The sequence below is a fragment of the Microbacterium testaceum genome, from assembly GCF_001476655.1.
GTDB lineage: Bacteria > Actinomycetota > Actinomycetes > Actinomycetales > Microbacteriaceae > Microbacterium > Microbacterium testaceum_C.
Map to the genome: position 1 here is coordinate 1 of NZ_LDRT01000032.1, position 12,300 is coordinate 12,300.

Annotated in this window: 11 protein-coding genes and 2 tRNA genes; 6 read left to right on the plus strand and 7 right to left on the minus strand. The window is 69.1% G+C overall.

Features of this window, described 5'->3' with window-relative positions:
• Nucleotides 1-131 precede the first annotated feature (131 nt).
• Nucleotides 132-1,421, minus strand: coding sequence for a diacylglycerol/lipid kinase family protein (locus tag NS220_RS05775; protein ID WP_081323000.1), 1,290 nt, complete (start codon nt 1,419-1,421; stop codon nt 132-134).
• 165 nt (nt 1,422-1,586) lie between these two features.
• On the opposite strand from NS220_RS05775, the gene serS reads away from it, so the two are divergent.
• Complete coding sequence (gene serS, locus NS220_RS05780; RefSeq protein WP_058623137.1) at nt 1,587-2,855, plus strand: serine--tRNA ligase; 1,269 nt, start codon at nt 1,587-1,589, stop codon at nt 2,853-2,855.
• Nucleotides 2,852-3,748, plus strand: a complete 897-nt coding sequence (locus NS220_RS05785; RefSeq protein ID WP_058623138.1) for an HAD family hydrolase — start codon at nt 2,852-2,854, stop codon at nt 3,746-3,748. The genes serS and NS220_RS05785 overlap by 4 nt, the downstream gene beginning before the upstream one ends.
• Nucleotides 3,749-3,751: 3 nt before the next feature.
• Here NS220_RS05785 and NS220_RS05790 read toward each other — a convergent pair whose 3' ends face one another.
• The gene (locus NS220_RS05790; protein WP_058623139.1) at nt 3,752-3,946 is read right to left on the minus strand and encodes a PLDc N-terminal domain-containing protein; all 195 of its coding nucleotides are present in this window, start codon (nt 3,944-3,946) and stop codon (nt 3,752-3,754) included.
• Nucleotides 3,947-4,084: 138 nt separating this feature from the next.
• Complete coding sequence (locus NS220_RS05795; RefSeq protein WP_081323002.1) at nt 4,085-5,350, minus strand: DUF2254 domain-containing protein; 1,266 nt, start codon at nt 5,348-5,350, stop codon at nt 4,085-4,087.
• A gap of 84 nt (nt 5,351-5,434) precedes the next feature.
• Here NS220_RS05795 and NS220_RS05800 point away from each other — a divergent pair.
• A tRNA-Ser gene (locus NS220_RS05800) sits at nt 5,435-5,519 on the plus strand.
• Nucleotides 5,520-5,687: 168 nt separating this feature from the next.
• On the opposite strand, the gene NS220_RS05805 is transcribed toward NS220_RS05800, so the two are convergent.
• Nucleotides 5,688-6,506: a hypothetical protein gene (locus NS220_RS05805; RefSeq protein ID WP_058623141.1), complete on the minus strand. Its 819-nt coding sequence runs from the start codon at nt 6,504-6,506 to the stop codon at nt 5,688-5,690.
• 261 nt (nt 6,507-6,767) lie between these two features.
• Between NS220_RS05805 and NS220_RS05810 the strand changes: the two genes are divergently transcribed.
• The 3 genes from NS220_RS05810 (at nt 6,768) to NS220_RS05820 (ending at nt 9,309) form a co-directional block, all read left to right on the plus strand.
• Entirely contained in the window at nt 6,768-8,036 is a 1,269-nt protein-coding gene (locus NS220_RS05810; RefSeq protein ID WP_058623142.1) for an LCP family glycopolymer transferase, read from the plus strand.
• 105 nt (nt 8,037-8,141) lie between these two features.
• A tRNA-Ser gene (locus tag NS220_RS05815) sits at nt 8,142-8,230 on the plus strand.
• A gap of 158 nt (nt 8,231-8,388) precedes the next feature.
• Entirely contained in the window at nt 8,389-9,309 is a 921-nt protein-coding gene (locus NS220_RS05820; protein WP_058623143.1) for a DUF808 domain-containing protein, read from the plus strand.
• A 19-nt stretch (nt 9,310-9,328) separates the two neighbouring features.
• Here NS220_RS05820 and NS220_RS05825 read toward each other — a convergent pair whose 3' ends face one another.
• The 3 genes from NS220_RS05825 to NS220_RS05835 all read right to left on the minus strand — a co-directional run bounded on the left by NS220_RS05825 (nt 9,329) and on the right by NS220_RS05835 (nt 12,299).
• Complete coding sequence (locus tag NS220_RS05825) at nt 9,329-10,867, minus strand: acyl-CoA synthetase (RefSeq protein ID WP_058623144.1); 1,539 nt, start codon at nt 10,865-10,867, stop codon at nt 9,329-9,331.
• A gap of 80 nt (nt 10,868-10,947) precedes the next feature.
• Nucleotides 10,948-11,400 (minus strand): MaoC family dehydratase, encoded by a 453-nt coding sequence (locus NS220_RS05830; protein ID WP_058623145.1) that lies wholly within the window; start codon nt 11,398-11,400, stop codon nt 10,948-10,950.
• Complete coding sequence (locus NS220_RS05835; protein ID WP_153004171.1) at nt 11,397-12,299, minus strand: amidohydrolase family protein; 903 nt, start codon at nt 12,297-12,299, stop codon at nt 11,397-11,399. The genes NS220_RS05830 and NS220_RS05835 overlap by 4 nt, the downstream gene beginning before the upstream one ends.
• Between the last annotated feature and the right edge of the window lies 1 nt (nt 12,300).

The window sequence follows — 12,300 nt, forward strand, 5'->3', positions numbered from 1 at the left end:
TGTTGCTTTTTATCCTTACATGTTATTTGTATTTTTGATATCCGCGCGTCCGAGTAATCGTGAACGCGTACGACCGTCGGCAGCGTCAGATGTGTATAAGGGCCAGCCCGCGCGCCGCGCACCCGACCGCGTCAGAGCGAGGAGACGTCGTGCCCCTTCGGCAGCGCCACCGAGAGGCCACCGGGAATGATGCGCGTGTAGATGCGGGTCGCCTCGCCGAACTCGTCGCCGTCGAGCTCGATCGGCTGCGCGGGAGCGGTCGCGAGCTCGATGCCCGTGCCCCGCAGGTAGCGCACCGAGGTGTCCTTGCGGCGCTCGAGCACGCGCCGGCCGGCGCGGAACTTGCGCAGCACCGAGTTGTCCCACACGATGCTCCGCCACACGCCCAGCCAGCCCAGCACCCCCGTCGGCTGAAGCACGGCCACGTCGAGGCGACCGTCGGCGATCGACGCGTCGGGGATGAGCGCCACGCCGCCCTGCAGGGCGCCGCAGTTGGCGAAGAGCACGCTCTGCACCTTCGCCGAGTGCAGGCGGTGCCCGTTCAGCTGGTACATGACACGGAAGGGCTTGGCCGAGACCAGGGACCGCGCCGCTCCGTCGACGTAGGCCACCCAACCGACCTGCTTCTTCAGGTCGTCGCGAGTGTTCTGGATCATCGCGGCATCCAAGCCGATACCGGCCATGACCGAGAACCCGTGTTCCTCGACCTCGCCGTCGGCACGACGGATGCGGGCCAGCCCGGTGTCGATCGGATGGATGTCGCCCTCGAAAGTCGCGCGGATCATCGCGTCGGTGTCGTTGAGCGGCAGGTTGAGGTTGCGCGCGAGGAGGTTACCGGTGCCGCTGGGCACGATCGTGAGCGGAACCCCGGTGGAGGTGAGAGCCTCGGCGACCGCACGCACGGTGCCGTCTCCGCCGGCCACGAGAACGGCATCCACGTCCTCGTCGAGAGCGGCGCGGGTCGCGTCGTCGCCGAGGTCGTCGACGGTGGTCTCGTAGAAGAGCGGCTCGGCCCAGTCGGCTTCGGCCGCGAGCTCGGCGACGCGCGCTCGCAGGGTCTCGGGCTCGACCTTGGTGGGGTTGTAGACGAGAGCGGCACGCTTCTTCCGCGTGGGCTCGGCGTCCATCGGAGCCTCCTCGCCCTCGGCGTCGACGCGCTGCGTCTTGCCCGGGGTCTCTGCCGACGAGTCGGGCGGGACGTCCTCCGGCTGATGGATCGTGTCGTCGGGCTCCGCGGCGTCCTTCGGGTGGGGGACGTCCTTGCGCGGACGATCGGCCGCATCGTCGCCGAGGCGGGCGGCGTGGAAGTCGTCGCCCGAGCCCTCGGCGGCAGCAGCGTCCGCCTTCACCTCGGCGGGCGCATCAGAGGGGACGGTCTCGGGGGACTCCGCGTCGTCACGCGGCGCGTCAGGGTCGGCCATTTCTCCACCATAGGACCGGGATCCGCTTCCGGACGGGCGAATCGGACGGGGTTGACGACCGGATGCCGGTGGCCCATACCCGCTGCGACGCGCCCGGCGTTGCGTCGGCCGGTGCGGGCCGTCCGAGGGAGGGAGCGAGGTCGGCCCCGACCGTAGGATGGACGCGTGATCGACCTGACTCTGCTGCGTGAAGATCCCGAGCTCGTGAAGCGCTCCCAGATCGCCCGCGGGGAATCGCCCGCGTCGGTCGACGAAGCGCTGGATGCCGACAGGCTCCGCCGCAAGGCGATCACCGACTTCGAAGAGCTCCGCGCCGCGCAGAACGCGCACGGCAAGCGCGTCGCGCAGGCGCCCAAAGACGAGAAAGCGGGCCTCGTGGCCGAGGCCAAGGAGCTGAGCGAGCGGGTCAAAGCCGCCCAGCAGGCCGCGAACGCCGCGGAAGAGGCCGCCGAGGCGGCGCTGGCGAAGATCGAGAACATCGTGCTCGACGGTGTACCCGCCGGCGGCGAAGACGACTTCATCACCCTGCGCACGCACGGTGAGATCCCCACCTACGACTTCCCCCCGCGCGACCACCTCGAGATCGGCGAGCTGCTCGGCGCGATCGACATGGAGCGCGGCACCAAGGTCTCGGGCAGCCGCTTCTACTTCCTCACCGGCATCGGCGCCCGCCTCGAGCTCGCGCTGATGACCCTCGCGCTCGACCGGGCCCTGCAGGCCGGCTTCACCCCGATGATCCCGCCGACGCTCGTGCGTCCCGAGGTGATGCGCGGCACCGGCTTCCTCGGTCAGCATGCCGACGAGGTCTACCACCTGCCGAAGGAAGACCTCTACCTCGTCGGCACGAGCGAGGTCCCGCTCGCCGGGTACCACATGGACGAGATCCTCGACCTGGAGCGCGGTGCCAAGCGCTACGCCGGCTGGTCCACCTGCTACCGCAGTGAGGCCGGGTCCTACGGCAAGGACACCCGGGGCATCATCCGCGTGCATCAGTTCAACAAGCTCGAGATGTTCGTCTACACAGACCCCGCCGATGCCGAGGCCGAGCACGACCGTCTCGTCGCGATGCAGGAGGGCATGCTGCAAGACCTCGGGCTCGCGTACCGCGTGATCGACGTCGCCGCGGGCGATCTGGGCTCCAGCGCCGCGCGCAAGTTCGACATCGAGGCCTGGGTACCCACCCAGGACGCCTACCGCGAGCTCACGAGCACGTCGAACTGCACGACCTACCAGGCGCGCCGCCTCGAGACGCGGTTCCGGCCCGAGGGCGGCGGCAAGACGCAGCCCGTCGCGACGCTGAACGGAACGCTCGCGACCACCCGGTGGATCGTCGCCCTCCTCGAGACGCACCAGCGTGAGGACGGGTCGGTCGCGGTCCCCGAGGTGCTGCGCCCGTACCTCGGCGGGCTCGAGGTCATGGAGCCGATCGCGTGAACGACGAGGCCGCTCTCCCCGACACCGGCGCCGTCGAGAGCGCGCCGAAGCAGGAGGCGGCTGACGCCGTCGCCGACCTCGCCGACGCTCCCGTCGCGCGCATGCTCATCGCCCTCGACGTCGACGGGACGGTGCTCCTCGAAGACGACACCCTCAGCCCGGGCGTGGTCGAGGCGGTGGCCGGAGCCCAGGCGGCGGGCCACGAGGTCATGCTCGCCACCGGCCGCAGCTGGGGCAGCACGCACACGATCATGGACCGCCTCGGCATCCGTCCCGAGTACGCGGTGTGCTCCAACGGTGCGATCGTCATGCGCCGCATCGGTGACGGGGATGCCGCGCCGTACGAGCGCGCGCACGTCGAGACGTTCGACCCGACCGAGGTCCTCACCCTCCTCGGCGAGCATCTCGCCGGGGCGCACTTCCTGGTCGAACTGCCCGACGGGTCCCGGCTGTTCACCGACTACCTCGACGACTGGAATCTCGAGGGCGCGAACCGCGTCACCTTCGACCAGCTGTCCGAGCAGCCGGTGTGCCGTGTCGTCGTGGTCGCCCCCGAGAAGACCGACAAGGACTTCCTGCAGCTGGTCGAGCGCATCGGCCTCAACCAGGTGTCGTACGCGATCGGGTGGACCGCATGGCTCGACATCGCCCCGCAGGGCGTCGACAAGTCCACCGCGCTCGAACTCGTGCGCGGCTGGCTCGGCATCCCCGCGGAGCGTGTCCTCGTCATGGGCGACGGACGCAACGACATCGAGATGATGCAGTGGGCGGTCCGCAACGGCGGCCGCGCGATCGCGATGCACCAAGGCCCGCCCGAGGTGCACGCCGCCGCCGGCGAGGTCGGGCTCTCGGTCGCCGAGGGCGGCGTCGCGGCGGTGCTGCGCGCGCTCTGACCCTTAGACGTGCGCGGCGTGTCCGGGCCGGTGGCTCGCGACGCTCGCGACGGCCCAGGCCAGCAGCCCGAACGGCGGCAGCAGCAGGAGCGCCGTGGCCCACGTGGCCTTCAGGCCGATGGAGACCTGCGCGTCACGGACGGTGACGACGGTGGCCCAGATGGATGCCGCGTAGATGAGCGCGAAGGCGATGAGCATGGGATTCCCCTCCTTGTCGAACAAGACCCGCTGCGGAGGGCGGTGGGCTGATTTCTCCCGGTTTACGCCTGCCTCGGTGCGCATTCAAGCGCCGGTGGCGAGCGCTGGGGGAACCGATATCCGTCGCTGGGTGTTCGTTCAGGAACGGATGCCGTGCCCCGCCCACGCGGAACGCCTTGCGGCTCGGAGCACACGGGTGTCGCTGCGGTCGAGGGCACGTCGACTGCGATCGAACGCTGCGCGCGCGGCATCCTGGAACAGGTGTTCGTGGGCCGATGAGGTGGCCGCGAGCGAGGCCAGGCACTTCTGCAGGCGCACCTGCACCTCGATGTCTGCTGCTCCGTCGCGCGCGAGCGGCCGGAAGGCGTCGGCGACGAGGTCGCGCAGCGTCGGCGGGGTCACGAACACGCGCTCATAGGCGACGTCGTGCGAGGGCTCCGTGACGAGCGCGCGCGTGAGGACCCGCTGGAGGGCCGCGATCACCTCGATCGCCGTACCCGGGTCGTTCGTCGCGGCCGAGAGCGCGCGGCTGCCGATCTCGGTGAGGGCGATCACGCCGAACCGCGGGTCCTGCTCGAACGTGCGGTGGCGTTCGATGCGGAAACAGCGGCGGATGCCGGATGCCAGGGCGTCGTCGATCTCGCCGTGCACGAACGCCAACGGCACCCTCGCGTCGGCGATGCGGCCCGGGGACGCGTGCACGTGGACCTCGACGTCGTGGGAGCGCGCGAGCCGGTCCAGGCCCGCGATGTCGACGTGCGTGACGTACCCGACCTCGTCGGCGGCGACCGCGGCGGCATCCCCCGGAACACCGGTGCTCCGGCGCGCGCCGAGCGTGGGGGAGGAGGCGTAGAGCTCGAGCGAGGTCGTCGCGGCCCTCTCGACACGGTCGATGACGTCGGCCATGCGTCCGAAGGTGGAGAGGTGCGAGATCCAGCGCAGCAGCGTCACGACGACGATCGCGATGATGACGAGGGTGCCGACGAACAGGATCGTCCGGCCCTGTTCGTTGTAGTAGTCCGTCGACAGGGCGACGATCCCGACGAGAGAGAAGGCGAACGCGCCGACGAAGGTCGACACCGCGTTCTGCGACGTCGGGTCCGCGATGAGCAGGGAGGTCGAGCGCGGTGTCGCCGTGGTCGTCGCGGACGAGAACGCCGTCACCATCGCCGTCACCGAGAAGGTGCTCACGGTGAGCATGGCCGTCGCGATGATCTGCAGCAGCGACCCCACCGCGTTCTGACCGAGGTCGAGCGAGAACGAGAACGGCAGCAGCGGCCCGAGGAACCGCGCCGCCAGCGCGACGAGCACCGCGATCACCGTGAAGATCGCCGCCCGTACCCACACCTGCCGCCCGAGACGGAGGAAGAAGGATGCCACCGACCCGCGTACTGCTTTCGCCATGGGATCGACGCTAGTCAGGGCTCTCCACGCGCGACGGGGGCTGGACGCGCGGCCCTCCCTGCCCTCGGTAGACTCGGACGACCGGGAGGGTTGTCCGAGCGGCCGATGGACCTGGTCTTGAAAACCAGTGGGCAGCAATGTCCCGTGGGTTCGAATCCCACACCCTCCGCAACGACGGAAGCGGCTCCCGCAGGGGGCCGCTTCCGTCGTTATGACCGGCTGAGCGGGAGTCGAACGGAGTTGGGCCCACGCCGCCGGAGGCTCCGCTCTCCTCGGCTCGCCGGGGCGAGTCCCCAGTGCTCCGTCGGATCGTCGGTGGTCCCGCGGCCGCCGCGGGTCAGTCGTAGGACTCGCCGGAACCGAGACTCTCGCCCGTGCGCCAGAACTGCGTGCCCAAGGCGATACCGGCGACGGCGATCGCGCTCGCGACGATCGCGACGACGATGAGGGGGCCCTGAACGGATGAGCGCTCGAGAACGGTGCTCTCCGATACGGCGAAGACCGCGCAGACGGCGGCGAAGAATCCGCCGACCGACACCAGCCACATGTCTGCACGCCAGCGGTAGAGCCAGAAGCGCCATCCTGCCTGCGAGGGTTTCCCGGATGACGCACGCCGAGCAGTGGCACGCACCTTGATGAGGGATGACAACAGGGTGAGCCCCGTCGCGAAAGCAAGACTTCCGTAGATCGCCCACAGCACCTCGACCGCTTCGTGAGCCGACAGCGAGTGCGGCCATGCTCCCGTGAGGAACCCGGCGATGACCGGACCGAGGAGAGAGGCGGCGATGGTGAACGCGATGACGATCCAGACGACTCGCCAGGGGGTCCCGAGAACACGGAAGGAGCTGACCATTGTCGCGGAGGGCGTCGCGGTGTCAGGCGGCGTCGGATTGGCGCGGATGGACCCTCGTCGCATCTGCTCCCCGGTGATGAGCGCGCACAGCGAGAAGAAGGCGAGGACGCCCACCGTCGTGGTCGACGTCTCCGCGAGGTCACCGGACGCCGACCCTCCGCCCGAGGCAGCGGCGCCCGCGGCGTACGTCAACGCGAGGCCCGCGACGGCCAGGAGCGCCCCGATCGCACTCACGATCGAGCCGAAACGCTGATTCGAACGGCGATTCGCTGCTCGCAGCTCGTCGGACGTTTTGTGAGCCATTCCGCCCCCTACCGGCATCCGGTGTCGCCGGTGCCGATTGTACCTTCGCCGGAATGGTCGCCCCGACGATGACGGGCATGGACCGTTCGGCCGTCGACCACGCGATCGTCGGGCGTTGGCGCGACCTCGCCATCGGATGAGATTCCCCTGACCCTCACACGATTCTCAGCAGTGCATCCCTAAGATGGCTCCGACCTGTGGCCGCGGCCCAGGCGAGATGCGATGCCCGGCCGGATGGCATCCGTCCCCGAAAGGACCCGAGTGAGCAAGAGCACGACCCCGCGCGGGCAGAGAACCGTCGCGCGCCACGGACGTCTGCGGACGCTCAGCCCCGCCAGCCAGATCATGCGGGCGGTGGCCGTGGGCCTCGCCGTTCTGCTGGTCTCCGGTTTCGGAGTCGGCGCCTACGCGCTGTACGACCTGTCGTCGAGCTTCACGGCCGACGCGGTCGAGCTCAAGGGACAGCCCGCGGTTCCGCCGGACATCGGCGAACTCAAGGGCGGTGTCAACCTGCTCCTGGTCGGAACCGACGAGTGCGAACCCGACTTCGCGTCGCTCTTCGGCGACCGTTGCACGGGAGCCGACTCCGGCGACAGCCTCAACGACGTCAACATGCTCGTGCACATCTCGGATGAGCCGCGGCGCGTGACCGTCATCTCGTTCCCCCGCGACCTCATGGTTCCGATCCCCTCCTGCACCGACAAAGACGGCACGCAGCACTCGGCGATGAGCAAGCAGCAGATCAACAGCGCCTTCTACTACGGCGGGCTGTCGTGCGTGGTCGACACCATCTCGAAGCTCAGCGGTCTCGAGATCCCCTTCGCCGCGAAGGTGAGCTTCGGGGGCGTCATCAACATCACCGACGCGATCGGCGGGGTCGACGTGTGTATCGCCAACGGCATCAAAGACCCCTACACCGGGATCGACTGGCCCGCCGGCACCCGCACCGTGGTCGGCCTGGACGCCCTCCAGTTCCTCCGCACCCGCCACGGCGTCGGCGACGGCGGTGACCTCGGTCGCATCTCGAACCAGCAGCAGTACATGTCGCGCCTGGCCAACAAGCTGAAGAGCCAGGAGGTGCTGTCGAACCCGGCAACCCTCTACAAGCTCGCGTCCACCGCCCTGCGCAACGTCGATCCCTCGACGTCGCTCACGAATCCCCTGACGCTCGTGCAGATCGCCTCCGCGGTGAAGGACGTCCCCTTCAACGAGATCGTCTTCATCCAGTACCCGACATTCACCGATTCGGCCGACCCGAACCGCGTCGTCCCCGACTACGACGCCGCTGACACGCTCTGGGCCGCGCTCGCCGCGAACCAGCCCCTCCAGCTCTCGGGGAACCTGAGCGACGGAGACGGCGTCGTCGTCGACGAGAACGCCCAGCCGGCGCCGACCGACACCGCGTCGCCGGCACCGACCGACAGCGCGGCCCCGACTCCGGAGCCGTCGGCGTCGGCGATCACGCTGCCGTCGGAGATCGCGGGCCAGACGGCCGCCCAGGCCACCTGCTCGAACGGAAACGTCCGCTGACACTCTCGTTCCCGGCATCCGGATCCTCCTGATCGTGGATTCGGATGCCGGGGCGCGAGCGGGTAGTATGAACCGGTGTGCTCGCGCCTTCGGCGCCGATCACCTGGAGACGTCGCATAGTCAGGCCTAGTGCACCACCCTGCTAAGGTGGAGTCCCCGTAAGGGGACCGAGGGTTCAAATCCCTCCGTCTCCGCACTGAAGAAAAGCCCCGGTCCGCCGGGGCTCTTCTCTTTCCTCCCGGGGTGCACCGGCGCAGATCCCGGAGAAGTGTCGCGCATCCGGATGGATCAGCCGGCGACGCCGATATCCTCGCTGAAGGCCCCGTCGCCCCTCGACCCCCGGAGAATCCCCATGTCTGTCGGTCTGCTCGCCGTCGTCGATGACATCCTCAGCGCCGCCATGAAGGCGAGCGCGAAGACCGCGGGCGTCGTCATCGACGACGCCGCCGTCACTCCGCAGTACGTTCAGGGCCTCACGCCCGCGCGCGAGCTTCCCGTCGTGTGGAAGATCGCGCTCGGCAGCATCATCAACAAGTACGTCATCATCATCCCGATCGCGCTGCTGCTCGAAGCCTTCGCGCCGATGGTGCTTCCGTACCTCCTCATCGTCGGTGGTGCCTTCCTCTGCTTCGAGGGCGCCGAGAAGGTGCTCGAGTGGTTCGGCGTCAGCCACGGCGAACACGAGGAGGAGGGCCCGCGCGACGAGAAGAAGCTCGTGTTCGGGGCCGTTCGCACCGACCTCATCCTCAGCACCGAGATCATGCTGATCGCGCTGTCGAGTCTCGACCCCGGGTTCGGGATCTGGATGACGCTGGGTGCCCTCCTCGTCATCGGTCTCGCCATGACGGTCGTTGTCTACGGCGCGGTCGCGCTGCTGGTGAAGATCGACGACATCGGTCTGCGTTTCATGAAGAGCCCCTCTCGCGCAGTCCGCCGCTTCGGCGTGCGGGTCGTGGCATCCATGCCCACGGTCTTCCGCGTGATCAGCATCGTCGGCACCATCGCGATGCTGTGGGTCGGGGGGCACCTGCTGCTGCAGAACCTCGCTGAGACGCTGTGGGCGGGCCCCTACGACCTTGTGCACGTGGTGACGCACGCGATCGAGGCCGCCGGTCCGGTGATCGTGTGGATCGTGGAGACGGCGATGTCGGCGGTGGTCGGCCTCGCCGTCGGGCTCGCCATCGTCGCGGTCATCACCGTGATCACGCGCCTGACGAAGCGCGGCGGTCACTCCGCGCAGAGCGCCACCGAGACGGCTCACGCCGACGGCTGACCGTCCTCGCCCGTGCCCCTCAGACGGAGGCTCCGCCGAAGCGCTCGCGCAACTCGGCCTTGACGACCTTGCCGGACGCCGTGCGGGGGAGTGCGTCGACCACGACGACGTCCTTCGGCAGCTTGTAGCGCGCCACCTGACCATCCAGGTGCGCGCGTACCGCGGGGGTGTCGAGCGTCGTTCCTTCCGTCACGGTCAGGACGGCCAGGGGCACTTCGCCCCAGCGATCGTCCGGGATGCCGATGACGGCGACGCCCGTGACTCCCGGTATGTCCGCGATCAGGGCTTCGACCTCGGCCGGGTAGATGTTCTCGCCGCCGGAGATGATCATGTCCTTCGACCGGCCGCAGATGTACAGATAGCCGTCGGCATCCAGGTAGCCCAGGTCGCCGGAACGGAACCAACCGTCGGTGGTCTTCGCGGCGCGCGTGGCCTCGTCGAGACCGAGGTACCCGGCGAAGACGTTCGGACCGGTGACGTGGATCTCTCCGACGGTTCCCGCGGGGACGGGGTGGCCTTCGTCGTCGACGACGCGGACCTCGGTGAAGAAGTGCGGGAGGCCGACGCTGCCTTGCTTCGCTCGCGTCATGTGCGGGGCGAGCGACGTCGCGCCCGGAGAGGTCTCGGTCATGCCGTAGCCCTGTGAGAACGACAGGCCGCGCTCCTCCCAGGCCCGGAGGATGCGATCGGGAACCGCGGACCCGCCGCATGTGAGGGTGTGCAGGCTCGAGATGTCGGTACTCGCCCACGAGGGGTGGTCGGTCATGAGCTGGAAGGTCGTGGGAACCCCGGAGATCATCGTGACGCGGTGCCGTTCGACGAGGTCGAGTGCGCGGCCGGCCTCGAACCCCTTCTCCAGCACGAGCGTTCCGCCTTTGAGGACGACGGGGAGGGCACCCATGCCGAGGGAGGCGACATGGAACAGGGGCGAGATCATCAGAGCGACGTCGTCCGACACGACGTCGTAGTCGATGACGGTGTTCACCGCGACGGCCGTGAGGTTCTCGTGCGTGAGCACCGCGCCCTTGGGGCGACCGGTCGTGCCGGAGGTGTAGACGACCGCTGCGGGCGCGTCAGGCTCGGCGATCACGAGCGCGGGCACCGGGCCGGTGGCATCCTTCCTCCGGTCGAAACCGGGTTCGCCGTTCCGGCCCGATACTCCCGTGCGCAGGCGGTGCGGTGGATGGGGGAGCCCGGCCTCGACGGTGTCGAGACGATCGTCGAATGAGGCGTCGTGGATGAGCACACGGGCGCGGCTGTCCGAGAGGACGTGGGCGATCTCGGGGCCGGCGAGGCGCGTGTTGACCGGGACGAAGACGGCACCGATGCGCACCGCGCCGAAGAGGGTGATGAGGAAGTCCGGGCTGTTCTCGCCGAGGAAGGCGACCGTGTCGCCCGCGCCGATGCCCTCTTCCGCGAGGACGGCGGACGCCGCCTCGGCACCGTCGGCGAGCTGTCGGTAGGTCAGCCGCTGGTTCTCCCCGAACACCACGGCGATCTTGTCGGGTGAGCGCAGCCGGCGCCGGGGGAGCCATGCTCCGAGTCCTTGGGTTCTCATGCGCGGTCTCTTCTTCGAGTGCGGGTTGGCGGGGGTCCAACGGTGTCCCTGGGCCCGTCTGCGACGGGCCCCGGGGCGGCTCAGGCGTAGAAGCGGTAGAGGCCGCGGGCGACGACGGCGGGCTTGCTGCCGCCGTCGATCTCGATCGTCTGGTCGACCGCGAGCTGATACCCGCCGGCGATCTCGGTGACCTCGGCGATGACGGCGTTCATGCGCACGCGCGCGCCGACCTTCACGGGCGAGATGAAGCGCACCTTGTCGAGGCCGTAGTTGACCTTGGTGGTCACGCCGGTGACATCCAAGAGCTCGGTCCAGAACTTCACGGCCAGCGACAGGCTGAGGAAGCCGTGGGCGATCGCGCTGCCGAAGGGGCCGTCTTTCGCGCGCTCGGGGTCGATGTGGATCCATTGGTGGTCGTCGGTGGCATCGGCGAAGAGGTCCACGCGGCCCTGGGTGACTTCGAGCCAGTCCGACCAGCCGAGGTCGGTGCCGGTGAGGCCGGCGATGTCGTCATAGGTGACGGTGGTGGTCATGAGTGCTCCTTGGGAGGGGTGGAGAGGCCGAAGAGGCGCGCGGCGTTGTCGCGGAGGATCCCCGGCATCACCTCGGTTTTCAGGGTGGTCTGCTCGACGTCGCGCATCCAGCGGTCGGGGGTGAGCAGGGGGAAGTCGGAGCCGAAGAGGATGCGGCTCTTCAGGAACGAGTTGGCCGCGCGGACGAGTTGCTCCGGGAAGTACTTCGGGCTCCAGCCCGACAGGTCGATCCACGTGTTGTGCTTGTGGGTGGCAACCGAGATCGCCTCGTCCTGCCACGGCACGGACGGGTGGGCCATGATGATCTGCAGATCGCCGAAGTCCGCCGCGACCGGGTCGAGCAGCATGGGGTTGGACAGGCCGAGGCGAAGGCCGCGCCCGCCCTTCATCCCCGCGCCGATCCCGGTCTGGCCGGTGTGGAAGAGGGCGACCACGCCGGCCGCCTGAAGCACCTCGTAGAGCGGGTAGTGGCGCTCGTCGCCGGGGTCGAAGTTCTGCACGGTGGGGTGGAACTTGAACCCGCGGACACCGGAATCCTCGATGAGCCGGAGCGCGCGGTCGACCGCGTCGGAGCGGTTCGGGTCGACGGACCCGAAGGGGATCAGCACGTCGTTGTGGCGTGCCGCGCCCGCGGCGATGTCGGCGCTCGACAGAGGCGGGTGGTCGAGGTGGCTCTCGGCATCCACCGTGAAGACCACCGCCGCCATCGACCGTTCGCGGTAGTACTCCGCGATGCTGTCGAGGTCGGGACGTGCGGCGTCGACGGCGAAGTAGCGGCTCGCGGCCGCCGCGAGATCGTCGGGCAGAGAGGCGTGTCCGTGCCCGTCGATCTCGATGTGCACGTGCACGTCGATGGCTTTCAGCGCCTCGACGTCGATGGCGCACTCGTAGCGGGCCATG

What these genes read in the sequence shown, in the direction of transcription:
- NS220_RS05820 (WP_058623143.1), top strand. Translation starts at nt 8,389, where the DNA reads ATGTCTGTCGGTCTGCTCGCCGTCGTCGATGACATCCTCAGCGCCGCC.
- NS220_RS05775 (WP_081323000.1), bottom strand. Translation starts at nt 1,421, where the DNA reads ATGGCCGACCCTGACGCGCCGCGTGACGACGCGGAGTCCCCCGAGACC.
- NS220_RS05825 (WP_058623144.1), bottom strand. Translation starts at nt 10,867, where the DNA reads ATGAGAACCCAAGGACTCGGAGCATGGCTCCCCCGGCGCCGGCTGCGC.
- NS220_RS05795 (WP_081323002.1), bottom strand. Translation starts at nt 5,350, where the DNA reads ATGGCGAAAGCAGTACGCGGGTCGGTGGCATCCTTCTTCCTCCGTCTC.
- NS220_RS05790 (WP_058623139.1), bottom strand. Translation starts at nt 3,946, where the DNA reads ATGCTCATCGCCTTCGCGCTCATCTACGCGGCATCCATCTGGGCCACC.
- NS220_RS05835 (WP_153004171.1), bottom strand. Translation starts at nt 12,299, where the DNA reads ATGGCCCGCTACGAGTGCGCCATCGACGTCGAGGCGCTGAAAGCCATC.
- NS220_RS05830 (WP_058623145.1), bottom strand. Translation starts at nt 11,400, where the DNA reads ATGACCACCACCGTCACCTATGACGACATCGCCGGCCTCACCGGCACC.
- NS220_RS05805 (WP_058623141.1), bottom strand. Translation starts at nt 6,506, where the DNA reads ATGGCTCACAAAACGTCCGACGAGCTGCGAGCAGCGAATCGCCGTTCG.